Below are 25,273 nucleotides of genomic sequence, written 5' to 3'. Positions count from 1 at the left end.
TATGAATGCAAAAAAGGAAGTGCAGTAGCACTTCCTTTTTAAAATTGTTATATCCCGTTCTCATCCGAGGATATTCATTTTAGTTTTGCATTACTCATTATAGTAATACAGTCCATTCTCTTTAAGCACGAGGAAGTTTCCATCAGCCTTGCGATAAAAGAAATCTATCTGACCTTTAAAGTTTATATCTATTAATTGCCAATTGTTAGCAATAGAGTATATACCCGGATAGTGCATATTATTTACCAGATAATAAACTTCTCCATTTTCAATTGTTATATTATTAACAAACTGATTATTACGAGTATTGTTGTAAAAATAAATATGAATTTCCCCCTCATAATTTTCAGGTGATAATTTTGAAATACTTGCACCATGTGATCCAAAATAGAGAAATCCTTTATCATCAATCTTAAAATCTTCGATCTTATAATTTACATAGCTATTAAGATATATTAATTTCCACAATGCTCCCTGATCTTTTGATACCCACAAACCTTGATAGTCTTCTACCAAATAAATATCTCCGTTGGGGTGACATGCAATATGGTTGATGGAACCGGGATTATTTTTCACATGTAATTTCTCCCAAAATTTGCCTTGATTCACAGTCTTATAAATACCTTCCCCATAAAAGCTCACATACATTACTTCGTCTCTCACAAGAAAACAGGTAGGATTATTATCCTTCACAAAACCATTATTTATGAATTCCCAATTTTCAAAATCATTGGTGTAGCAAACACCATTATCGCTTGTTAATACGTATAAGGTGCCCTGACTATTAAACTGTGCATCGAAAAGGTAACCATTGTGAGGCACTCCCTCTACTTTTTCCCAATTTAGTCCACCATCATCCGACCTATAGAGATAATTATTAATCATGAATAAGGTTTGACCATCAAATGATCGTATTTTAATCCTTGAAGGATCAAGTCTATAGTAACCTGCCGATCTATTCCATCCTTTCTTCAATGTACCGTTCGATTCAATGATTAAGGAATCTGAAGCTTGTTCGTTATAGCCGGATCCATTGTCATAGAAACCTTTTTCATCACTCCTTCTTTCGTGTACATATATCTTAATTTTCTGATTCTCTTGATCACAGCCCAATCTCCATGTAAAACTAACGGTCTCACCATCTGTAAGCAATTTCTTTAAGGAGGACTCGTAAATATCTCCTATTCCATCGTTTAAGCCACCATTACCCTGAAAGGTTTTACATTTAAGCATAAGTCTGCCATTACTATTTTTAGCATGACCTTTAATTTTTATGGGAATATTAAGTGTACTACCCAAGTGTCCGTTTTGTTTATCTCCAGCAACAACTTCAATGGTAGCATGTGAAGAATCATCAGATCCGAAAATATCTTCACAAGCCGAATTTAAAATCATAATTCCTATTGCGAATATAATGGGGTATTTATTTTTTTTAATCATCACCTAAAAAACATCTATAAACATTACTCTCCTCTACCCCAAATAAATAAGGCATTTTAAAATACACTTTATTCAATTTGTAGACATTAAAAATATCCTGATTTTCGGACCATATAAAGCGCCAATTCAACCCTCCATCCACACTCCTTGCAATTTCACCTTTATCAGAAACAAGATATCCCGTGTTCTTATTGGCGAAATATATCCCAATTATTGAGGATGTAATTCCAGTTTTAATAAGCTTCCAATCTTTCCCTCCGTTTTTGGTTTTTACCAAACATCCCTGATCTCCACCGGCAAATCCGTTCTCCTTGTCCCAAAACCAAATCTCCTTTAAATTGTAATTTGTTTCAACATTCTGTTGAACCCAGGTATTGCCACTATCAGTGGATTTTACAATTCTTCCCAATTCACCACATGCATAACAATTAATACCATCTGGACTCACTAGAGAATAAAACCAACTTTTAATTGGTAATTCCTCATAAGTAATCCAGCTTTTACCACTATCAATGGATTTTGTTAATTTGCCTTCTTTACCTACACTAAGGATGTTATCTGTACTTAACATGAAATAATCTGCAGATCCCAAATGACCAATAATTGGTGGATTCCAATCTCTAAATTGAAAACTTTGTCCCCCATCACTTGTAAAGTAAGCATAATTATTAGTTCCAATAGCTATTCCATTAAGAGGATCGGTAAAATGCAATTGATATAAATTTCTATCTATAACATTATCAAATTCCCAGGAGTCTCCACCATTCTTGGTTTTTAAGTAGCTCGTATGGTAATCTCCAACCACTATACCATTTTTATCATCTGAAAAATGTATGTCATAAAAATCTCCGGGTCTATGAATATTTTTATCTGGATTTTCAAACACAAGATCCCAATATCCTTTAAATTTTGCATTTATTACAATGGTTTCCAATGGTTCACATAACCACCATTTCTGTTGTCTTTCACATCCAAATAAATAAATTTTTAAATTCGGATCTCCATCAAAATAGTTCCTTAAAGTCCAAACAAGATTAATATGTATTTCATTGTCAACTATTTTAAGTTGACTTGAAAGTCTTGAAATACTACCGTCTACTTCATGCCAGTATTTGTTCAAATCCTCAATTTTGTTTGGAACGATTCTAATTTTAATAGTATCCGTTAATTGATGTCCAGGAAATCCAATTTGATTGTTTCCACTTATTACTTCAAGCTTTTTGGGAGGATCAGCCTGATCAAATTCATCGTCATCTGAATTACAGCCCCAGAATGTGATCATTAGGAGGATAAGTAGAAGAAAAGACTTGTTCATTTTCTATAATAGTTAATTTAGGATTAGAATTATTCTTGCAAATTATTAAAAAGGTTCTGTTTTAAATAATGATAATAATTTATCTATCATTAAATTTGAAAGAGTAAATATTAAACTTTACTAGAGAGTATTTTAATGAAGATAGAATTTTATTTATGATACTAATTTCAGCTTCAAAGCTAACAAAATATTTGAAAAGTGAAAGTAGTTAGAACATGGAATCGAATGGATTTTAATTGTAGTAATGTGTTTTTTATGTAATCCTATTCGGGTATGAAAGCAAAAAAGGAAGTGCAATAGCACTTCCTTATCCTTTTACAACAGCCAGTGGCTCCAATTTAACCAGAATTTTCATCAAATCCTGCTGGTTAGCCATGATTACATCGATGTCTTTGTAAGCACCACTAGCTTCGTCCAAGTCTTTCTTGTCTCTTATGGCATGAAGTTATAGAGGTTTAAGCATTGCTGCCATACCTCCTCCTTTTGCCATTTTCACTTCTCCCTTATAGGTGTGATCAACAATAATTTCTTTCATGCTAAAGTCTGTAGCGTTCCGATCCGCATTGATCCCATCCTGATAAATGCACATTTTATATTGTTTCCCTTTCGGTAAAAAAGAAAGATCTACTTTGAGCGTACGTGCATCCCAATCCGTCATGGCAGCTACATACCAGTCGTTTCCTTTTCGTCGGGCTAATAACAAGTAGTCGGATATTTTAGCATCCAGCACTCTGGTTTCATCCCAAACGCTTGGTACTGCCGATAGAAACTTCATGCATTCTGGTTCTTTGCGGTAATTGGAAGGATTATCGCACAGCATTTGCAAAGGACTCTCGTAGGCAACATACATAGCCAATTGATGACAACGCGTCCCCATACTCATTGGTCGATCGAAAATTGGTTTGTAGTTCTTTTTCTGAGCATTGTTCATTGCTCCCGGCGTATAATCCATTGGACCAGCTAGCATACGCGAAAAAGGCGTTATTAAATTGTGTTCCGGTGTTTGTCGCAAGCTCCACTTGTATTGTTCTCCCCCGTTTACACCTTCTCGGGTGATTACATTCGGAAATTTCCTTCTTAAACCGGCTGGTTTATAAGAACCATGAAAATTAACAAGCAATTCTCTTTTAGCAGCTTCTCTGGCAATTTTGTGATAGTAATTCACCATCCACTGGTCATCCTTGTCCATAAAATCGACCTTTATGCCTTTAATATCCCACCTTTGGAACTGATTTAGTGCTTCTTCCAACTGGTCGTCTAAGGTTTTCCATACTACCCAAAGAATTAAGCCTACACCTTTCTTTTTTGCATAGCTACTTAGTTCCTCCATATCCATTTCAGGGACGATTTTTAGCAGATCTCCCAGTTCGTACCAACCTTCGTCCAGAATGATGTACTCCAAACCATAATCGGCAGCAAAATCAATGTAATACTTATAGGTTTCCGTATTGATACCGGCACGAAAATTAACTCCATACACATTATTAGCATTCCACCAGTCCCAGGCGACTTTTCCAGGCTTGATCCATGAATGATCTTCCAGTTCGCAAGCATCGGCCAATAGCCAGGATATTTGATTGGTGATTAAATCGGCGTCTTTTTCAGCGATGGCCATGTAGCGCCAGGGAAAAGTTCTTGTCCCTTTGGTTTTGGCGATGTAATCCTTACGATCTCTTACAAAAACATCTCTGTCGCCTACCTGCTCTGTTTTATTTGGATAAGCGGGAAAAGTTGATACCAGGGAACTTCCTTCTGCACCTTTGAACCACATGCCTGGGTAATCTTCCAAATCGGTTTCGCCAATAACCAACTTCACACCTTTTCCTGTGTCCATTAGCACAGGTAGGCTGCCCAGATCTTTCGCCGACAGTTCACCCAAGGAGGTAAAATCATAATACACCTGGTTATTGGAATGAAAGCTTCTTTCCTTTGGCCAGTACACCAAATTATTCTGTGCAAATTGAAAATAAGCTGATTCCGATTTAACGGTGATGTCCTGCGGAAAACTGGTTTCAAAACGATAAGCAATTCCATTATTATAAGCTCTGAATACCACATTAAAGCCTTTTTTAAAGGATAGTTTTAACTCATTGTAGAGCTCATGAATTGTTTCAGATTTTTCCCGAATTTCAGGTCTTACAATTCGGTTTACCGTGTTGGTCTGCTTTTCAATTGCAATTGGATTTATCCCCAATTCTGCATCTTCCAGCTGCATTCCAATACTTGTTGGATTTAGTAAAGCAGTTTGCTTGTAGCTTAGGCTAAAAGTCAAATCGCCTCCAATTTGGATTTTTATACTTGTATTTTTATCAGGCGATTGAAGTTTGTATTCCTTTGCAAACAATACGTTAAAGCACAAGCAAAGGCTCATTAGGCAAATTAATTTTCTAGTCATGATGCCAGTTTATTTTTTAAGTTCTATAAATTGTTCTTGGTATGGCGACGGGTAGGCAGATATCCATACTTCTGGTTTTACATCTATGTTTTCTTTATCAGATCCCAACACAAATACTTCCATCTCCTTCCCTTTCATATGTTCATTTAAAGGAATATAGTAGGTGTAATTGGAATCTCTTTTAGAGTTGACAAACTCCCATGTATTTGATGGATAGGAGACACTTCTATCGGGGCAGCCTATATATTTTCCATCTATTTTGGCTGCAGCATAAGCTCCTTCTGTACCATGTTTACCATTAATGGCAATAGATAGGTAGCTTCCCTCTGCAATTTCATCCAATGTGAATTTTGTAGCCCAGGCTTTTACCGTTTTTTTTCTTTCTGCATGTGCAAATAGGTTTGATGCCCTCCATATGCTTCTGTCTAGCTTTTGACCATTTTTAAGTCCTTCAATTTCCACAATTCGCCCTGGCTGAGCCCACAATCTAAGATATCGTATGGGTTCTGATATGTTGATTCTCATCTCTTCTCCTGCATAGTAGGTAATCGTTTTCCAGTTTTTCAGATCGGCTGATACTTCGGCATAGTTCCCTTCGTCCCTGAGCAATGGCTGCAACGAAAAATCATCAGGAACCCGAATAATAAGCTGATCCAGATCGGTAATCTCTCCCAAATCCAGACGAAAGCATCCGCCCTCTACTTTTTGATCTATATTGTATTTTCTGCTTGGCCAAAACCCTGTATTCCTGTTTCCATCGAAGAGATTTTTATCCCATACCCCCCTGTCAACAAATACTGATTGATTGAAGAATGCATCACGCGCTTTCTGAACCTGTGGAATTTTACTTGCTCCCGATCGTTGTAAGGAACGAACTTCTAAAGCATTGTTATCTGCAGCAAAGCATGTTGCTTCGTACAATGAATTGGCATCTTCAGGGATTTCTATTTGCGATAAATCAGCCAATTTACGATGTAAATCCTGCTTTAATTCATCACCTTTAAACTGAAGCTTAAGGCTTTTGCCTTTTGCCAGTGTTACACTTGATTTGCCATTTAGTCTTGCCTTTTTGTAATTGGATGCATTGGTAAGCTGAATCTTGGCATTCGTTCCAGGCATTCCAAGTACTTTTATGATCACAGGTTTCCCGCTAACATTTCGAACTACTTCATAGTCTGCTCCTATTATCCCCAGTTCATCACAAGGTTTGGCTGTTGCCATTATCAAACAGGAACGATAGGGCGCTACCTCCACTTCTATCTCGTTTCCTTTCTGAAAGGATCCCAATATTTTTTCAGTAGGATGGTACTGGCGCACTTCAATTTTATCTCTCGTGTGTAAGCCAATTTCCTGATCCAATTTTATGGTATATGTAATAGGTTCCCAGGTCAAATTTCTTAAGGTGATCAGCCTTGTTTGATCATCACCTCTTGAAACTGCTGATTTTCCGTACTTCTCTTCTGGTAATACCATACCATTCACCAAAATTTCACCATACTTGCGATGCAAATTGTAAATTCTTGCCAGCTTGGCGAATTCGGCATCTTTTAGTAACCAAGGATTGCCATAAATCTCTGGTGCCAATATCATATTGCGATTAAAAGCCTGTAGAATCAAATCGTCATCCCAGTAATCCAGACATGAGGAAATGCAAACACCATGATCTTCGGTTAATCTCTTTAAGCCCGGAACCAATCCTCTTTCCAGTGCACCTGCCCGATGGTGTGGCGCAGTTGTAGAATTGGATGTAAACACATCAATGTAAGTTTCCTGACCTCCCCACAAAAAGGTAGTCGCATGTGCTTTCCCTTTGTTCAGACCCAAACGATGATTCAGAAGAATTAGATCGGGGCTGTAGGTTCTGCAAGCTTTCATCATCTCAATAAAGGCATCTTCTTTTTCAGGACGCAAGGGTCCACAGACGGCATCAAATTTAAAAAGAGCAAATTCATAATCTTTACAGAGATTACTCATTTGGATGATACGTGCTTGTTTTTCCTTCTCACTATCTCCAAAACCATCAGGTCCTCCCCAAACACCAAGTCGTGTGCCCATGGTCTTTGCCTTTGCATACATAGGATCAAACCCATTTGGAAACTGCTTTTGAAAGCGATCTGAATGTACACTTCCGTAAAAACGTTTTCCATCAATGGCTCCGGCATCAAATGCATAAATGTCTAAAATCATTCCATACTCTTCGTTCAACCATTGAAAAAAATCGAGATTGATTAGGGTTTGTTCTTCGGTTGCTCCTTCGTTGGTGTTATTGATCCAGGAAAAATACTGTGCTTTGGATGGAGTATTTTCATCAGCTCCTGGAAATACTTTTTCCTGCCCCATTCCATTTTGAAGGATTATGCAGAAGAGCATTGCTACAATTGTTCGTTTCATCTGTGTAAAATTTTTTGATGTCTTAAGTGTTCAAAAGAATTGAATACATTCAGGAATTCACATAAATTTTAATCATTCTCGCTTGAGGATTTTAGAATGATGAAATTACATGTTCGTTTCATATTCATTTCTTTTTCCTGCCGGGACTATATTTTTGTATCCACGGCAATCCCACTACCTGTCTGTAATCATTAGCATTCTCCCAATTTGGTTGTTCGCTAATGAAGTGTAAAGTATTCCCGGAGATCCCCTCCGGGAATACCTGTTTTTACCATCCAGGATTTTGTTCTAAATGAGAAATATCTATTTCTGCCTGTGGTATTGGCCACAGGTAATGTTTATTTGGATTAAAGCTACGCTCTCCCCAGGAAAGGGTTACCTCTTCTGATGAAATCGGATCAGTATAAGTAAGTCCATCGGGTGTACCTGGCATTACTTGTTCTGCAATTTTCCATCTGCGAATATCCAGTAATCGCAAACCTTCAAAAGCCAACTCTACTCTACGTTCACGTCGCACAATTGTGCGCAATTGCTCCTTTGTTTTTCCTGGAGTAATCAGCGGCATGTTGACATCAGGACGCTGACGAACTTCGTTTATGGCATCGTAAACTGATTGATCGATATCATCGTTCTCAATTTTTGCTTCAGCATAAGTTAGCAATATTTCTGCATACCTAATCAAAATAAAATGTATCGCGCCATTCCAATAATCTCCGTTATCGATATCTTCTTCAGAGATGTATTTCAGCCAGTTATAACCTGTGGCAGTTTTATTCCACTGTCCTCCTGTTCCGTCGGTTAAATCGTCACCCGAAACAATTTCCTTACCCGGATAAGTAGCTCCTGGGATACTATTGAAAACCCCTCCTCGCCAATCATTACCAGGATAAAGAATAGAATGTGTCAATCGAGGATCACGATTTACATAGGGTTGATTTGGATCGAATAATGGTGATACATCTATGGTATTGCCATCAGTACATTCATAGCTATCTACCAATGATTGCAATGGACAGCCACTACTCCAGCCTCCTGTTGAGTTGGGTCCATAATTTTGCATGGTAAAGTTCCATTGTTTTTCGTGCATCTCCTGCAAATCAAAAATCACCTCCGAATTGTTAATTCCTTCGTAGGTAAACATTTTCTGATAGCTTGGATAGATGCTGTAAATGCTCATATCCATTACCTCTTTGGCTGCACTTGCTGCTTCTGCCCATTTTTCCTGATAAAGCAAGATTCTTGCTTTTAAAGAGATTGCTGCACCTTTGGTCACCCTACCCAAATCATCACTGGAATAAACATCGGGAAGGTCGGTTGCTGCTGCCGATAAGTCTTCAACCATAGCATTCAAAATCGTTTGTTTATCTGTTCTGGTACTTTCAGCAGCTTCATCAGGCGTTAGACTATTTGTTATAAAAGGTACATCCCCAAACAGATAAACCAAATCAAAATAGAAATATGCTCTTAGAAACTTCGCCTCTGCCAATAATCTTAGCTTTTTCTCTGTAAGGATATCGGTTACACCATCGGCACCCTCAAATATTCTGTTGGCTCTTTGAATTCCTCTGTATCTCTCTCTCCAGCGGTGTTCCACATACCAGTCGTATGCAGAGGCTGATCCGTCTGCCAATCGATATCCTGCATTCCACGAATGATGATCCAAAGCATTGTCTGTTAAATTTTCAACACGTAGTAAATCGGTTGAATATCCATAGGTAGTTTCCCAGCTGTTAAAGCCAATTGATGCATAAACCGCATTCACAGCATAAACCAAATCTTTCTCTTGTGTAAAGAAATTTGTTGAAGATACCTGATCGCTTGGAGAGCGCTCCAGGAAATCATCGCTACAGCCTGCCAATACCAAAAGTATTGCACAAAGTAAGCCTGTTATATTATTTCTCATATGATTGTATTTTTTCATTTTATCCATTCTTATTCTTAAAATCGAAGTTGAACACCCATGGTATAAGTAGATACCGGAGGATAGTAATTGGGTCTTCCGTCGTAAGTTTCAGGGTCCAATCCAGATTCAACATCGGTAATGGTAAATAAATTGGTACCACCTATGTATAATCTCAGCTTATCAATCTTCCATTTGTCCAAGACTGATTGTGGCAATGAATAACCAATTTGAAGGTTTTTCAGTCTTAGATAAGAAGCATCCCTGATCCAGAAATCATTGTACAGGTAATTGTTCTTATTCGAAGCAGCCTCTAGTCTTGGGAAAGAAGCATCAGGATTATCAGGAGTCCATCTATCCAGTACTCTTTTAGTTGTGAATATTTCGTAAGCCGGTCCTTCGTTTGGTGCTCCGTAGAAATAGTTTTCAGCTTTCATTACTCCTTGCATAAAAGCAGAGCAATCAAAACCCTTGTACTCCATATACAGGTTTAATCCGACGCTGTATCTTGGTATAGAAGAACCTATTACCTTGCGGTCTTCATCGTTGATTTCACCATCGCCATTTTGATCTACCAATTTAATGTCACCTGGTCTTAATTGTGATTGATTGGGCTGTGTAGCATGATTATCGATCTCATCTTGTGTTTGAAATAAACCATCGGATTCATATCCGTAAAATGAATTCACCGATTCACCTTCTTTTAGAATGGTCCATCCACTTATAGAAGGCTCATTCCCTGCGAAATCAAGCAATTCATTTTTCACATCAGAGATGTTGAATCCTACTGAGTAGTTGAAATCGTTGATTTTATTGCGATGGGTCAATGAAACTTCCCAACCTGTATTGCGAACTTTTCCGGCATTGGTTTCCGATGCACCCAAACCAGTCAAGTAGGAAATCGGCAATACCAACAATACGTCTTTTGTATCTTTCTGATACCAGTCGGCAACAATTTCCAGCTTGCTATTAAATAAGGTTAAATCAAAACCAAAATCGATCATTTCGGTGGTTTCCCAGGTTATATCGGTATTCGCATAGTACCATTGAGAATAGCCATTTACTTCTGAATCGTTAAAATTGTATGGAAAATCGGCATACACAGTAGAAGTAAACTTATAGTATCCAATGTTCTGATTTCCCAATTGTCCCCAACTTCCTCTCAATTTCAGGTTATCTACAAACTCAAGAGATGTCATAAAATCTTCTTCGGTCATTCGCCAACCTGCCGAAAAGGATGGAAAAACGCCCCACTTATTTCCTTTGGCAAATCGAGATGAACCATCGTAGCGAATATTTCCTTCCAATAAATATTTACCTTTGTAAGTGTAGTTTACTCTACCCAGGTAAGAAAACAATGCCCAGTCTTCCTGATATCCTTTGTTGGTTTGTCCTTCAGCATCTCCTGTATTTAGTTCCACGTAGTCATCGCTGTAAATATTGGTTCTTTCTCCTTTTATCACATAAGCTTTATTCTCGGTTACGTCGATACCAGTTAGAACATGAAAAGTATGGTCGCCAAAGCTTTTATTGTAATCCAGTAAAGCCTTAAAATTAACTTCCTGCTGATTCCATCGTCCATCAACCAATTTACTTGGGGTCCATTTGTGAACAATTTCATCAGGATTTTCAGGATTTCTAAAATCATAAGCCGCCCTATACTCTTTGTATCGGTTGTTAATTGTTTTGTAAGAAAGGTCCGATCGCAGGGTCAATCCACTCACCACTTCCAAATCGGCACCAATTTTCAAATTTAAAGCTTCTTTGTTTTCTTCATTCATTCCTCCTACTTCCAGACATGCCAAGGCATTGGTATTGTCTTTATTTAATCCGTAAACTCCATTGGAATGTTTTAAAACTGTAACCGGGGATGTACCAACAATTGCACCAATGGCGCTGTTCAGCCTGTTTGGTCTATCATTGTCTCTTCTGTTGAACGAAACATCAGCTCTTAGCTTAAAGTTGTCTTTTACCTGAAAATCTGTATTCAAACGAAAACCAAAACGTTCCGATTCTACATTCTTTAGCATCCCTTCTTGTTTCATGTGATTTAAGGACAGTGCAATTCTTGATTTCTCGTTACCACCACTAATTCGAACCGATTGGTTAAAAACTGGTGCTGTCTCAAATAGCTCCTCGAATAAATTCACATATGGGTAATTAACCGGGTCGTTTCCTGCAACGGTTTTCTGGATGTACTCAGATGAATATTTAGGACTCATGCCTGCATTTACCAGCGACTCATTTACCAGGTTTAAATAATCTTCAGCACCTACCAATTCAGGTAAGGTCGCTGGAGTTTGAAACCCGTAATAGCCATTATAATCTACTTTATAGCCTCCTTTTTCACCTCTTTTAGTAGTAATCAAAATTACACCATTAGCAGCTTTTGCCCCATATATTGATGAAGATGCAGCATCTTTCAATATGGATACACTCTCGATATCATTTGGATTCACATCACTCATTGACATCTCAATACCATCAACTAAAATTAATGGATACGTACCTGCTGATAAGGATCCTATACCACGTATATTAATCTTCAAGTCTTCCTCTCCGGGAACACCTCCCCGATCTACAATGGTAAGACCCGTTGAAACTCCCTGAAGAGCTTGTCGTGCGTCGGTCATGGGTTTCTTTACCATTTCATCACCTTTAACAGCTGATACAGAACCCGTAAGATTGGCTTTTTTTTGAGTTCCATATCCTACCACCACAACTTCATCCAATCCAAGTACATCTTCTTCAAGAGTTACATTAATAGTAGATTGATTTGTTACTCTAATCTCCTGATTGAGATATCCGATAAAAGTGAATACAAGTACTGCATTATCAGGTACATTTATTTTGTAATTACCGTCAAAATCGGTAATTGTACCTGTGGTGCTTCCCTTAACAACAATGTTTACTCCAATCAGTACTTCCCCACTTTTATCTACCACGTTACCCGTAAGCAGTTTTTCCTGATTTTCTTGTACACTTGTAGTTTCATAAGCTGATGAAGCATATGCCGGAGTTACCATAAGTAATGATACACTGCAACACAAACCTACAAGCCATGAAAAACTCTTCTTTAGCAAAGTGCCTTGCCTTGCCAAACTTCCTGTGATTTTTTTCATAAATTTTTGCATAGGTTATAAATTAAAACAATGGTTTTTCACAAGGGGTGGTGGGAGTATCCCTGTTTATTTTACTTGTATTTTTCAATCCTTACGAATGATTCATACAAGCATTCGTCTTACTAAGACATCTTCAAAACAACTGAAAACAGGGCATTATAGCTTGTACAAGCTGACCAAAAAATGATACGAAATGACCATTTTTCATTTAAGGCAAAAGATTTGAGGCAAAAGGTGGGTAAAAGTTAAAATTGTGATAGAATTGAGGATTAACCAGAGGAAGTAAAGGCAATTCCTGTCAATCCTGAAATCACAAATGATCAATAATCAATTTAGATTTTGGAGCTGATAGCTTGAATCTTTGTTTCACAAAAAGAGTTGTAATACTCTTTGTATTCCGAAGGAGCGAAACCAAATTGTTGTTTAAAGCATCGGGTAAAATAAGAAGGTGAATTGAAACCTACTTCGTAGGCAATTTCGTTTACACTTTGTTTGGCTTCAATTAATAACTGTGCAGATTTTCTCAATCGTACAAAACGAATTAATTCATTGGGCGATAGGTCGGTAAATTTCTTCAATTTCCGGTAAAAATTTGATTTGCTCATCTGCATCCCAATATACAACTCATTCACTCCGAAAGAATTATCAGAAAGAAACTCCTCGATTACAGATAAAGCATTTTGCATGAACTCATCCTGAGACCATTCTCTGTACATTTTATCTTCCGGAGTTTCAGGCAATTCCTCTTCCTGGATATGAACAAGATAAGCTCTTCTTGATTTCCAATACCAGAATACAATACCACCAAGTAGAATTATTAAAAGTAATCCTAATGAAATGGCAATATTCAAGGAAGACTTGATTTGAAATTGAAATGATTTGTAGTCCTCATTCATTACTCCATCAGCATTAATTGCTGTAATATCTATCTGATAAGATCCTTTATCCAGATGGGAAAAATTCAACTCCAATTGATTTCCTGCCAGATAATTCCAATTTGTATCGGCATGCGAAAAGCGATAAGCAATCCCATTTTCATCCTGATGATTGTAGGAGTAATTAAATACCTTAAATACAGAAATATCTTCATTTAATCCTTGCTCTACTTCGAACAATGGCATAGGCAGGTAATTGCCTTTCTGTGGGTTAATCGAAACTACACCATCGTTGCTACCCCAATAGAATTCACCATCCAGGCTTTGCTGCAGTTTGGCATGATTAAAACTATTGGCTTTTGATCCACCTACGATTTGATAAGAGGCAAACAATTTGGTTTTCGGATCGAATCGATAAATCCCCATTCGAGATCCCAGCCAGAAACAGCCTTCCCGATCCTTATTCAGTGAAGTAAACTCGATGACCTTTCCTGCCGGATTATAAAACTCAGACTTTCTATGCTCCGATTGTATAAATACAACACCTTTAGCTGTAGCAGCCCAAATTCCTCCATTGGAATTCAAATGAAAATCCGAAACTTCTGTACCTAAGTCCAATTTTTTCTGGTTCAAGTACAGTTCCATACCATATGACAAAATCCACAAGTTGTTCAATGAGTCAAGGGCAATATTTATAGAAGGTATACTATCCAATTTAGAAAAGTTCTCGCCATTGAATCCACAAGCAAAACTTCCTTTCGATGAGCAGATATACATCTTTTCATTGTACTTTTTTAGCGCATAGATATAGTCATTTTTTGCCAAACCAGCCTGTTGTGAGAACAATTGTCCTGTGGCTACTGTCTTTATGGTCTTCTCTCCTGCTCCCGATACAATGATAATACCCATATGCCTTGTTCCCACATAGAGTTTATCCTCGTGTTGTAAAATTGCTTCTACATACAAATCATTTAAATTCCCTTGAAATATTGGTACGGATACAAGTCTTTCTTTTTCCTGATCAAGAAGGTATAAGCCCTTGCCTGAAGTTCCAACCCACATTCTTCCTTTATCGTTCTGAAAAAGCGCATTGATATATCCAGCTTCAGGTTGTTTGTCCTGAATATCACTTTGGTACTTTTTATAAGTGATTTGTTTTCTGTCTATACGGTCCAGTCCAGCACGATTGGTTCCAATCCATAAAGATCCTGAGCCATCTTTAAACAGAACATTTATTTGCGCATCATAAAAGTCATTGAAAATCCCATTATCCCGGCTAATGAAGTCGCATAAGGAACATTGCCCTCCCTCTTTATATACCTTCTGAATAAAATTACCAAAAGTGCCTAAAAGTATCTCATTGTGTTGAGATACTTCCATTGAAGAAAAAGTACCTTCTATAATGCATGTCATTTTATCATTACGAAGCAGATGCAGACCTTTCTCAGTAAGTATTGCGGCTGTACTATTCTCCAAAAAACGGATAGCTTTTACCTTTTCGTCTTTTAGCTCAAGATAAATTGGCGCGAGTTCCAAGAGAGAATCTGTACCAAGTTTGGCTTCCCAAACCCCTTGATCCTTTGATCCTAATAGCATTTTCCCTTGAGGGCTTATACTTTTACATGAAATGCCAAAATCAAGTATTTTTGCCCCTTTTCTTTCCTTACTATCCAATTCATAAATGCCAAATGATGTACTGAAATAGTTTTTACCTCCAATGGTAAAAAGAGCGCTTACTGGGGAGATATCACCTAAAATATCCAGCTTATGATATTTCTGGCTAGAGATAGTATAAAAGTAATTGCCATTGCTACTACCTAAAAGAAGTTGATCTCTGTTGACTTGATCTATAAAAGATAGCGAATAGCCAATTATCGAATCCGTAATGGGGTGAGTGGTAAATTCAATTCCATTATATGAACTCAGCCCTTCAGAAGTGCCAAACCACATTCTTCCCAAAGAATCCTGAAAAATAGAATGTATGGTATTATTTGAAATACCATGTTCGGTGGTAAATTTAGCGAGTTTCTGAAAATTATTCTCTGCCTGTAGGTGAGTTCCACAGGTCAATAGATAAATACAAATGATAATTGTTCTTAACATTTCAATTTTCTCCTAAAATTCAAAGATAGAAAAAACAAGAGTGGCCTACAATCTCCCACATTGTTAATGCCACTCCCGTAACGCATCTAAATTTTAATAATTTTGACCTATTACGACTCATCTCAAATGCTCACAAGCCTAAAAGTAAGTAGTAATATTTGATCAAAATGAAAGATCAAGACTACCAACCCTAATCTTAGCACAAGTGTAAAGCAAGCATAAACAAAGGTTTAACACTTGCACAATATGACCAAAAAAGAGTATTTCCTGACCAAAGAATTAATTTGTTGCAACAATCCATCAAAGAACAACATAAAACGCATTGAAATTGATTATTCTCTTTCTTCCATTCTAATATTAGGTTACTTTTGATTAAGCATGTCATTTACCATTAAATTGATTAATTGCTTTAATGTTTATCTTAATTAATTTCATCAAATAGTTACCAGTGCTATTATAGACAATTGGAATCTTGTTATAAACAAAAAAGGCTTATACGATGAAATAATCGTATAAGCCTTTTTCTATATTATTCTTTGCACTTGTCAACACTTAAGGTGCAATTAATAAGAAAATCTATAATGTAATTGGTTTTATTCTACAATATTTTTTTCTCCATTCATAACAACGAAAGCCTGTATGACTTAAACCTGTGTCAACGCTTGTTTTCATACGGGCTGCTACCCGATAACCGGAACAGTAGCTGTCATTGCACAAGAAAGAACCGCCACGAACCACACGCTTGGGAACGGTAGGTTCCTGAGGATCGAAGCTCGACTCTTACCTTAGCAGGAAGCAAAGATCATAGTACCCAAAATCAGGATTCCAATTCCTATATTCTTGGTTGTATTTTTCTGCATAATCTCCTCCTTATCCCTTTTTTACAAAGTCATTAAACGCATTGTAAGTTCCTCCACTTTGCTGAGCTTCCATTTCGTTCTGCATCTGTATTTGCTGGGCCATCCAGTTTCTACCCATTTCCTGTAGCTGGGTATGAGCATGAGCAAAAAACATTTTATAAGAGGTACAAAAGCGTGGCATTCCATTGTCTTTAGGATCTTTAACTCTATCCTTTGTACAACCACCAAAACAATGTTTTAAGTAGCTGCAACTTCTACATTTTCTTGGTAATTTTGCCTTCATGCATCCAAATTGCTGTTGTTTTTTGGAATTCAGCATATTGATCAGTTTTCCCTGTTTGATATTACCCAATCTCCATTTGGGATCCACAAAGAAATCACATGCATACACATCTCCGTTGTGTTCAATTACCGTGTAAACGCCGCATTCTTTTTGCAAGGTACATTCAGGAGCAGGAATCCCGACATAAGTATGAAAAACTGATTCGAAATGACGAACAGATGTGGTAGGAATTCCATTTTGAAAATCTTTTGTCCACAAATCCCAAAGTTTACAAAGCACTTCTCCATATTTTTCGGATGAAAGAGAAAATGATGCTGCTTGTTTTTGATTCTCCTTATCTGTTTCTACAATAGGAATGAATTGCATAAAATCAAAGCCCAAACTCTTATGGTAATTGTAAATTTCCTCTATATGATCTGCCGAATGATCAGTCAAACAAGTCAATACATTGGTTGCAACGCCTCTATCCAATAACATCTTTGCATTTCGGGATACAATCTCCCAAGTCGGTTTACCCGATTGTGTTAGCCTGTAATGATCGTGAATGTGCTGAGGTCCATCTAAAGAAATGCCCACCAACCAATTGTATTCTTTGAGAAAATCAGCCCATTCTTCATTCAATAGAAGACCATTAGTTTGCAAACCATTGCCAACCGATTTGCCATTACCATACTTCTGCTGCAAGTCAATCACCTTTTTAAAGAAATCAAGTCCCATCAAAGTGGGCTCTCCTCCCTGCCAGCCAAAGGACACTTCAGGTCCTGATTGCTCCATAACCTGGCGTATCAGTATTTCCAATGTTTCATCATCCATGCGATGTACCTTTTTCTGCTGGTACAACCCTGCCTTTTCAAGATAAAAACAGTAGGTACAATCCAGATTGCAATCCGGACCTGATGGTTTCACCAAAACAGAATTTAGTGGTTTTTTAATCATATTCTATTCTCCTTTTACACAGTCTGAAAACAGATCTCAAACTCTGTTCTTCCCTCCAAAACGATCGGAAGAAGTACATATTCTTTATATTATAATTCAAGGAATCTAAAAATCTGAATTCCTTCCCGAATAACAATTTGTCATGGTAAATATAGTCACAAAGCTATTATTTATGGGTGACCTTATCGTTCAAAAAAGGTCTAATATTAGTTCATTTTCACTATTTACAGGCTTTACAGAAGCTAATTGGCATAAAAAAGCTTGCTTCTTAATTGAGGCCATGTGGATTTTGTGATCATCCAATAGAATATGGTTGGAATTCTTATTTGACCTTTATGAGCTCTAACCAACAAAATTAAAGCGAGATGAATGCATAGAATGGTTCGATGATAAAGGCAATTTTACCTACCTGCACAAACAGGAGGTTGGAGTGATGAAAATTGAGAGTACTTGGAGATTTGATATCAAATTTACAATAAGACCTATCAGATTTCCAAAACCTGACAGGTCTGAATAAGTAATTTCCACTTTTACTTCTGACCTTCCTTTACTATTTTGTCCATTAGATCGAAACGATCGAACCAAAAGAAATTTACTTTATTATTAGTATTTAGGTTCTTTGATCCAGATTAGTGGAGATGATTGTATTGGCATCCCAAAAGTATCTTTTAATGATATATAATTATATCGCAGATGACACAAATGTAGTCGTGTTGGAATTTTAAATCTGGAGTCTTCGTAGTGGATCATAGTTGGGTATTAGCTTGCAATATCTTTTCTTTCTGCTCAAGAAATTCACTTTCAGTTAGTATTCCTTTCTCTTTTAATTTGGCTAATCTTTCCAACTGATCGATAGTATTACCAGATGGCTCTACCTCAACTGTAACTTTTTCAGACGGCATCATTTTCATGTCGTTTGCAATAGATTGCTCGTCGATTGGTGCCAATTCGTTATTGCCTCTATGGAAAGAATAATATGCCCTCCCTGCGTTAAGTGCTTTTTGTCGATCACGACCTTTAAGAGCTGTACGGTATTCTCTTGTCAACCGTTCCTTTAACATTTTTCTACCTTGAGTGCCTCTATAGAAAGCTCTTAATACAAAAAAGCCTACGATTGCAGCCAATCCATAAGTTATGATATTTGTTGAATCCATTCTATTTCGAAATTATAGTCTGTAGTTTTGTTTGGATTCAAAATTAACAAAATAGTTGAGAAGTGACAGTAGCTAGGGCATGGAATAGGATAAATTTTACTATTAATATTGTATTTTTTATGTATCCTGATTGTATCAAAAAACAAAAGAGTCGAACGGTTACATACCATTCGACTCTTTTATCTTATCCATGCCGTAGAGGCTAAGATTTGCTCTGCAGATAGCAACTAACGAAAGTTTTTTAATGCTTCCTGTACGATCTTTAGATCACTTTTTTCCTCACGAATTATTTTGTTTTTATCGTCGTAATCAAAATCAGAATACGAAATAACTACCAGGGATATATCATTTTCTGGAAGAACCTTAGCTCTTCTTTCGTCATATATTCTTCGTTGCTCGTCTCTCGATACTGTTTTTGTACTCTCCTCCTCATCCTCATCAATACTTTTCTCTTGACTTGCAATCGGTTTTAGATTTTGAATCTCTTTGTATTCAATAACCAACTGCAATTCTTCGTAGTAAGCATCTACTGGTAGTAAGGTTTGAGTTTTCCCATTTTTATGCAGATCCCCTAAAAGAAAATCAAACCTTTTTTGTCGATCCGCTGTCAGTCCCAAAGCCTTATCGCATAAGCCAATTACATAAGTCTCGTCGCTATTTAAACGAATGGCAATAGGATCATTCTCTGGCTTCTTTTTTTCTTGTTTGTAAGGTGTTTCCGGAGCTTTTGTATTGGCTGGAATAAAATACCAATAGGTATGCTCTCCGTTTTTCTCAGCATGAACATATGGAATTAAAGCCAATTCATTGTTCTTGTCCAATTCTCTTAATATTAGACGAATTGGCAATCCCTTTTTGATATCTTTTGCAAATATTCCAGCTTTAATAAATGCCGGCATTAGTTTTTTTACTGGTACTATTGTAAGTGAATCATTTGCTTTAAAAAACTCTTCAATTTCTTTATTTATCCTATCTATCTTAGAAAGATCTTTCATATTGTCGTGAATTATTTATTATCTACTTTTTATTACAGTCCTATAAACTGTATTCCTTTAATCGCTTACCCAAAACATATATTTGTTTTGTGTATTTCTCAACCACCTTTTTCGTTCTGAGCTGCAAAGATAGACTTAATATAACTGATATAGTACTAATAAATTAATGTTTTACTCAGACCACAGAGTTTCTACTTTTGATAAGCTAGCATTACGGTACTGATTGTTGTAAAGTGAAAAATAGAGGTGTGTAATTTTTATCAAAGAAAGCTCTAGCCGCAAGGCTTTTACTTTTTCTATTGATGAAAAAGTAAACAAAAAATCCAGGGCGCGCTTTCTAAATCACCCATCACGATTTATTCACTAAATAAAAATATCTCGCTATCGCTCAAACAGATTTTTATTCTTAACGCTCATTTCATCTATGGGTCCCGATTGAAGAACGCGATTCCCACCCAAACCTCTTTATTTTACTGCTAAGGATTCATATCTATTGGTGAGACAAATATTACATTGCTGATGGTTCGAAGATAAAAAATGGTGGTGTGCTTAGTAATTTTTTGAGCTGCTAATGCTTAGCTATAGACTCCGTGTTTTTTTTGAATAAAAAGCAAATGCTATTTATATATTATGTCTTAATTCAGCTAGTCTTTTTCTATATTTACATTCCCTTAACACATATCGATTCATGAGAATATTACATACTTCTGATTGGCATATCGGACAACGCTTGCATGGTAAAGACAGATTTGATGAACACGAAAAATTCTTTGCCTGGTTATTACAATGTATAAATGATAGAAACATTGATCTCCTTCTTATTGCAGGTGATATTTTTGATGTTGGTTATCCATCAAATGCAGCTTTGCAACAATATTATAGATTCTTAACCAAATGCCGTGAAAGTAAGTGTAGAAAGGTAATTATTACTGGTGGTAATCATGACTATGTTAGTACTTTGAATGCACCAAAAAATCTACTGGATGCATTGGACATTACTGTAATTGGAGGTGTTCCGGATCTTATCGAAAATGAAATCATAGAAATTAAAGACTGTAAAGATCAATTGGCTGCCTATGTTTGTGCTGTTCCCTATTTACGTGATAGAGATATCCGTAAAGGAGTAGCTGGAGAAAGTCATGAAGAAAGAGTAAAAGCGACAAGTTTGGGGATTGCCAATCATTACCAGGAGTTGGCTGATAGACTTGAAGAAATCAATACACATAAACTACCCGTAATTGCTACTGGTCATCTGTATATGGCAGGAGCATCGACCAGTGATAGCGAAAGAGACATTCAAATGGGCAATCAGGCTGCGTTTAGATGGGATTCTTTTCCTCAAAACTTTGATTATGTTGCCCTTGGTCACATCCATCGTCCGCAACGAATTTCAAATCAGGAGCAAGTTCGTTACTCGGGCTCTCCTATTCCCTTAAGTTTTAGTGAAAGAAAAGATCAGAAAGAAGTAGTATTGGCTGAATTTATGGAGAATGAACTCAAGCTGGTAGAATCGATAAAGGTTCCGTCCTTTAGAAAACTAGTCGGATTTAGTGGTAGCCTGAATAAAGTTCTGGAGGAGCTTGAGCAACACCAATCTGAAGGTGAATATTCCGATTGGGCTGAGATTCAAATCTTGGAAGAAAACTACGATCCAAATCTATTACAGAAATACAAAGAACTGCTGGATGGAGATTTCGATTTGGAAATCGTTAAACCATCGATCAGCTTTAAGGATAGAATTAAAGGAGTTTCTGAGTTATACGAAGAGCAGGTTGCCTTAAAGGATTTGACAGATCAGGAGGTATTCGAAAAGCTCCTGGATCGTTCCAATTTTGAAGATAGAGAGGAGTTGCAAAACTCTTATCAGCAACTGTTGCAGGAAATGAATGAACAAGAACAATAAGCTTTTAGTCCTTATACCATGAAAATCACTCAACTTAGAATAAAAAACATGAACTCTTTAAAGGAGGAGCATGTTATTCCTTTTAATCAGGCTCCCTTGAGCCAAACAGGACTATTTGCCATTACCGGACCTACTGGTGCGGGTAAGAGTACCCTTTTCGATGCCATTAGTCTTGCCTTATACAATCAGATACCACGATTTAGTGGGAAAATGTCGAAAGGAAATATCGAAAACTTTGGAACACTGATTACACGTGGCACCTCGGATTGTTATGCCGAAGTAGAATATCAGGTGAACGGGAATCGTTATCGCTCGAAATGGAGCATTAGTCGCAACCGAAATCAGAACTTACGTGATTATGAGATGGAGCTCTCTCAATTGAATGAGCAAGGTGAATGGGATATTCTGGAACGAGCGAAACGATTGGTACCTGGCTATAATGCTGATATAACTGGCTTGAACTACGATCAATTTATAAAGTCGATTGTTTTATCGCAGGGTGAATTTGCTAAATTTCTGAAAGCAAATGCCAACGAACGTTCCGAGTTATTGGAAAAGATAACCGGGACTGAGATTTACCGCCAAATTGGAAGGGCTGCCTTTACCAAGCTAAGGGAGCAAGAAGCTCTGATTACTGCCATTGACAATAAAATGCAAGGCATTGAATTGCTCAATCCGGAAGAGAAGGAATCTATTGAAGAGAGAAGTAAGACTTTAAAGGTAGAACTCGAAAAGCTTGAGAAACAGGTTAAAACCACAAAGGAACAGGTTGAGATTCGAAAGCAAGAATTGACCATCGCTCAATCACTTGAAAAAAATAGTAAGGATGAAGAAAGCCTTCGAAAAGAGATTCAAGCTTTTGTTCCCCACTTGCAACAATTGGAAAAGCACAATAAGCTGATTCATATAAAAGGAGATCTGCAGCAAAACATTCAACAAAAACAGCAAATTGCACAGCTTAAAAAAGATCAAGAAGAGCACATTACTCAGATTGAAGTTAGAAAGAAAGAACTTGAGCAGATCGAGAAAGAATTAAGTGTTTCTGTTGAGAATGAAAAATTGGTAAGCAAAGAACGCAGGGAGATGTTGCCTATTCTCAACAAAGTGACTCTTTTAGATGAGCAATTGATTAATCTGAAAGAACAGCTCAAGCAGCATAAAGTAGAATTAGACAAGTCTGTTCTTTCCAATGAAAAGCTAAAAGGCAAACAGGATCAATTCACGAGTGATTTTAAAACTTGCACGAATACAAAAACTGAAATTGAGAAATGGATGGAAACCCATAAGGTTCTTGAAGAAGTTCCAGCCATACTGCCACTGGTGCATAACCAGGTTGATCAAGTGAAAAGTACATACTCGAAATTAGAGGAAGATGCTCAAAGATTAAAAAATACAGAAGTATACAATCAAATACTTAAGGGCAGCAACTGGTCTCAAAAGATTGAGGTTCTGGAATTAGAGATTAATGATTCTAAAAGCAAGCTGATACCGCTAGAAAAAGATCTTGAGAATGCAAATTTCAGCAATCGTGAAGAGCTGAAACAAGTCACTGATCTGAATACTAAAAGAAGTAAGAGCCTTGAACAGTTGGTGGTTTTACAAACCACCTATTTAAAGGATAAAAAGGAAAGCAAAGAGTTGAGCGAAAAATTGAAGGTCATTACTCAATCCGTTGCTAGTATCGGAGAAATTGTAAAAGAACAGGGGTCGAAACTAAAAGTTCTGCAGCTTAAAGAGGAAGAAATAAGTTTACGAATTCAGCGTCTGCAATTGGAATCCTCACTGGAAGACAAACGTCAGCAATTAATTCCCAATCAAGCATGTCCCTTGTGTGGTTCTACACATCATCCTTATGTAGAGAGCTACGAAAACAAGGGCGAAGAGAGTCAGAAAGAGCAAGTTCAGGTGCACAAAGAGCTTAAAGAGCTCCAATCGGATATGGATAGCAAACAGAAGGAATTGGTTCGACTGAATGCTGATGGCAAAAACATGGAGGATCGACTGAAAATCCTTATGCAAAATCTAGAGGCTACTGCAAATGCTTTTGAGGCAGAAGTAGGCAAAAATAAAATTGAACTGGCTATTCAAAATGAAAATGATTTAAAAGAGCTTGTTGAGAAACAGAATATTCTGGTAAAAGAGATAGACACTTATACAAAATTCTTTGATATCAAAGAGAAGTTGATTCAGAATTTACAAATACTCTCTCCCCTTTTGGATAAGGTGAAACAAATTGCAGAAGCTCAAAAACAAAGTGAACTTCAATTGTCAAAATTCTCTCGATATACCGAAGGAAAAGCTAATCTGAAGTCAAAATTAGAAGAATTGAAACGACTTCACCTTCTCTATCTGGGAAAAAAGGAAGACTTACTTCAACAAGACAAGAGAATATTGCAATTAACTGAGCTGATAAAAGCAGGAACAGATAACATTAAGAATATGAATAAAGAAATAGAAGAAAAAACTGCCAACTTGAATAAATTGACAGCTAATAATTCTTCTATTGAAAAAGAGCGCAAACACTTGTTAAGCGATAAGTCTCCGCTTGAAGAGCAGACTAAGATCGATGAGAAATTAGAGAAGGCAGTTCAACAAAAACAAAATAATTCGGAAAAAGAAGTAAGTACGAAACAGAAACTCGTTAACTTGGAAGAGCTCGTAAAGAAGAATGGTAAGCAGATAGGCGAATTGGAAAAGCAATACAATAAAGATTTGGAACGATTGCTTGTTCTTGTTCAGGAAAGACAGTTTGAGAGTTTGGAAGAAGCTTTAAAAGCTATTCTCCCGGAGGTAAAAGCTGAAGAATTTAAGAATACGAATGATTCTTTTCAGAAAAGAGAAACTAGTCTGAAGCAAAGTAAAAATGACCTATGGGAAGCACTTGCTAAGATCAAATTGAAACTTACGGATATTCCTAGAGAAGAGCTCCTGGAACAAGAAAAGCAAGAGGATGCACTATTGGGAGAAATCAATAAAAACATTGGTGCCATTGATCAACAGTTAAAACAAGATCAAGAGAATCGTAAAAGAGCTGGAGGCATGTTGAAAGAATTGGAACTACAGAGAAAAGAGGTAAAGCGCTGGGCAAATCTGAACGATTTAATTGGTGATGCAACGGGTAATAAATACAGTAAATTCGCACAAGAACTTACCCTTCAGCAAATGTTGAGTTTAGCCAATCTGCATCTGATGAAGCTGGACAAACGCTACCTGTTAAAATACAATGCACAACAAAACGAAGATTTGTTTGTGGTTGATACCCTGCAAGGCAACGAGGAAAGATCGGTTCGTACCCTATCTGGTGGCGAGAGCTTCCTAATCTCTTTGGCGCTTGCTTTGGGATTATCGGATCTTGCCGGACAAAATACCCAATTGGAAACCCTCTTTATTGATGAAGGCTTTGGGAGTTTAGATCAGGTGACTTTGGAACTTGCTCTAGGTACTTTGGAGCGTCTTCAAGCCGAGAGCAATAGAACTATTGGTGTTATTAGTCATGTTGAAGCCTTAAAAGAGCGCATTAACACTCAAATTGAATTGGTAAAAGACAATTCGGGTAACAGTCATATTGAGATTCATTAAGAGCTATTATAGATATTTTACA

Annotated in this window: 13 protein-coding genes and 1 pseudogene; 2 read left to right on the top strand and 12 right to left on the bottom strand. The window is 37.0% G+C overall.

Annotated features, from left to right (window positions below; all coding sequences use genetic code 11):
- Positions 1 to 90: 90 nt before the first annotated feature.
- The 12 genes and pseudogenes from GCQ56_RS08140 to GCQ56_RS20265 all read right to left on the bottom strand — a co-directional run bounded on the left by GCQ56_RS08140 (position 91) and on the right by GCQ56_RS20265 (position 19,769).
- Positions 91 to 1,395 carry a hypothetical protein gene (locus tag GCQ56_RS08140; RefSeq protein WP_152733965.1) on the bottom strand — a complete coding sequence of 435 codons (1,305 nt, stop codon included), beginning with the start codon at positions 1,393 to 1,395 and terminating at the stop codon, positions 91 to 93.
- 37 nt (positions 1,396 to 1,432) lie between these two features.
- On the bottom strand, positions 1,433 to 2,755 hold the full coding sequence (locus tag GCQ56_RS08135) for a hypothetical protein (RefSeq protein WP_152733964.1): 1,323 nt from the start codon (positions 2,753 to 2,755) through the stop codon (positions 1,433 to 1,435).
- Between the two features lie 307 nt (positions 2,756 to 3,062).
- On the bottom strand, positions 3,063 to 3,191 hold the full coding sequence (locus tag GCQ56_RS08130) for an RtcB family protein (protein ID WP_299993476.1): 129 nt from the start codon (positions 3,189 to 3,191) through the stop codon (positions 3,063 to 3,065).
- Positions 3,192 to 3,200: 9 nt separating this feature from the next.
- Complete coding sequence (locus GCQ56_RS08125) at positions 3,201 to 5,150, bottom strand: glycoside hydrolase family 97 protein (protein WP_227006029.1); 1,950 nt, start codon at positions 5,148 to 5,150, stop codon at positions 3,201 to 3,203.
- A 9-nt stretch (positions 5,151 to 5,159) separates the two neighbouring features.
- Positions 5,160 to 7,541, bottom strand: a complete 2,382-nt coding sequence (locus GCQ56_RS08120; protein WP_152733962.1) for a hypothetical protein — start codon at positions 7,539 to 7,541, stop codon at positions 5,160 to 5,162.
- Positions 7,542 to 7,809: 268 nt separating this feature from the next.
- A complete protein-coding gene (locus GCQ56_RS08115) occupies positions 7,810 to 9,444 on the bottom strand; it encodes a RagB/SusD family nutrient uptake outer membrane protein (protein WP_193323744.1) in 1,635 nt (544 codons plus the stop codon).
- Between the two features lie 35 nt (positions 9,445 to 9,479).
- Positions 9,480 to 12,563 carry a TonB-dependent receptor gene (locus GCQ56_RS08110; protein WP_193323743.1) on the bottom strand — a complete coding sequence of 1,028 codons (3,084 nt, stop codon included), beginning with the start codon at positions 12,561 to 12,563 and terminating at the stop codon, positions 9,480 to 9,482.
- 332 nt (positions 12,564 to 12,895) lie between these two features.
- Complete coding sequence (locus tag GCQ56_RS08105) at positions 12,896 to 15,541, bottom strand: two-component regulator propeller domain-containing protein (protein ID WP_152733959.1); 2,646 nt, start codon at positions 15,539 to 15,541, stop codon at positions 12,896 to 12,898.
- Positions 15,542 to 16,117: 576 nt separating this feature from the next.
- Positions 16,118 to 16,291: pseudogene (locus GCQ56_RS08100) on the bottom strand (SUMF1/EgtB/PvdO family nonheme iron enzyme); the annotation flags it as partial.
- A 120-nt stretch (positions 16,292 to 16,411) separates the two neighbouring features.
- The gene (locus tag GCQ56_RS08095) at positions 16,412 to 17,620 is read right to left on the bottom strand and encodes an anaerobic sulfatase maturase (RefSeq protein WP_152733958.1); all 1,209 of its coding nucleotides are present in this window, start codon (positions 17,618 to 17,620) and stop codon (positions 16,412 to 16,414) included.
- Positions 17,621 to 18,366: 746 nt separating this feature from the next.
- The gene (locus tag GCQ56_RS08090; RefSeq protein WP_227006027.1) at positions 18,367 to 18,774 is read right to left on the bottom strand and encodes an SHOCT domain-containing protein; all 408 of its coding nucleotides are present in this window, start codon (positions 18,772 to 18,774) and stop codon (positions 18,367 to 18,369) included.
- A 227-nt stretch (positions 18,775 to 19,001) separates the two neighbouring features.
- The gene (locus GCQ56_RS20265) at positions 19,002 to 19,769 is read right to left on the bottom strand and encodes a hypothetical protein (RefSeq protein WP_193323742.1); all 768 of its coding nucleotides are present in this window, start codon (positions 19,767 to 19,769) and stop codon (positions 19,002 to 19,004) included.
- Positions 19,770 to 20,457: 688 nt separating this feature from the next.
- Here GCQ56_RS20265 and GCQ56_RS08080 point away from each other — a divergent pair.
- On the top strand, positions 20,458 to 21,672 hold the full coding sequence (locus GCQ56_RS08080) for an exonuclease SbcCD subunit D C-terminal domain-containing protein (RefSeq protein WP_152733957.1): 1,215 nt from the start codon (positions 20,458 to 20,460) through the stop codon (positions 21,670 to 21,672).
- Between the two features lie 18 nt (positions 21,673 to 21,690).
- On the top strand, positions 21,691 to 25,251 hold the full coding sequence (locus GCQ56_RS08075) for an AAA family ATPase (protein ID WP_152733956.1): 3,561 nt from the start codon (positions 21,691 to 21,693) through the stop codon (positions 25,249 to 25,251).
- Positions 25,252 to 25,273: the final 22 nt, after the last annotated feature.

This window comes from Marinifilum sp. N1E240, assembly GCF_009295825.1.
GTDB classification, from domain to species: Bacteria; Bacteroidota; Bacteroidia; order Bacteroidales; family Marinifilaceae; genus Marinifilum_A; species Marinifilum_A sediminis.
This window is presented reverse-complemented; position numbering and strand designations above follow the sequence as displayed.

What these genes read in the sequence shown, in the direction of transcription:
- GCQ56_RS08140 (WP_152733965.1), bottom strand. Translation starts at nt 1,395, where the DNA reads ATGATTTTAAATTCGGCTTGTGAAGATATTTTCGGATCTGATGATTCT.
- GCQ56_RS08135 (WP_152733964.1), bottom strand. Translation starts at nt 2,755, where the DNA reads ATGAACAAGTCTTTTCTTCTACTTATCCTCCTAATGATCACATTCTGG.
- GCQ56_RS08125 (WP_227006029.1), bottom strand. Translation starts at nt 5,150, where the DNA reads ATGACTAGAAAATTAATTTGCCTAATGAGCCTTTGCTTGTGCTTTAAC.
- GCQ56_RS08120 (WP_152733962.1), bottom strand. Translation starts at nt 7,541, where the DNA reads ATGAAACGAACAATTGTAGCAATGCTCTTCTGCATAATCCTTCAAAAT.
- GCQ56_RS08115 (WP_193323744.1), bottom strand. Translation starts at nt 9,444, where the DNA reads ATGAGAAATAATATAACAGGCTTACTTTGTGCAATACTTTTGGTATTG.
- GCQ56_RS08110 (WP_193323743.1), bottom strand. Translation starts at nt 12,563, where the DNA reads ATGAAAAAAATCACAGGAAGTTTGGCAAGGCAAGGCACTTTGCTAAAG.
- GCQ56_RS08105 (WP_152733959.1), bottom strand. Translation starts at nt 15,541, where the DNA reads ATGTTAAGAACAATTATCATTTGTATTTATCTATTGACCTGTGGAACT.
- GCQ56_RS08095 (WP_152733958.1), bottom strand. Translation starts at nt 17,620, where the DNA reads ATGATTAAAAAACCACTAAATTCTGTTTTGGTGAAACCATCAGGTCCG.
- GCQ56_RS08090 (WP_227006027.1), bottom strand. Translation starts at nt 18,774, where the DNA reads ATGGATTCAACAAATATCATAACTTATGGATTGGCTGCAATCGTAGGC.
- GCQ56_RS20265 (WP_193323742.1), bottom strand. Translation starts at nt 19,769, where the DNA reads ATGAAAGATCTTTCTAAGATAGATAGGATAAATAAAGAAATTGAAGAG.
- GCQ56_RS08080 (WP_152733957.1), top strand. Translation starts at nt 20,458, where the DNA reads ATGAGAATATTACATACTTCTGATTGGCATATCGGACAACGCTTGCAT.
- GCQ56_RS08075 (WP_152733956.1), top strand. Translation starts at nt 21,691, where the DNA reads ATGAAAATCACTCAACTTAGAATAAAAAACATGAACTCTTTAAAGGAG.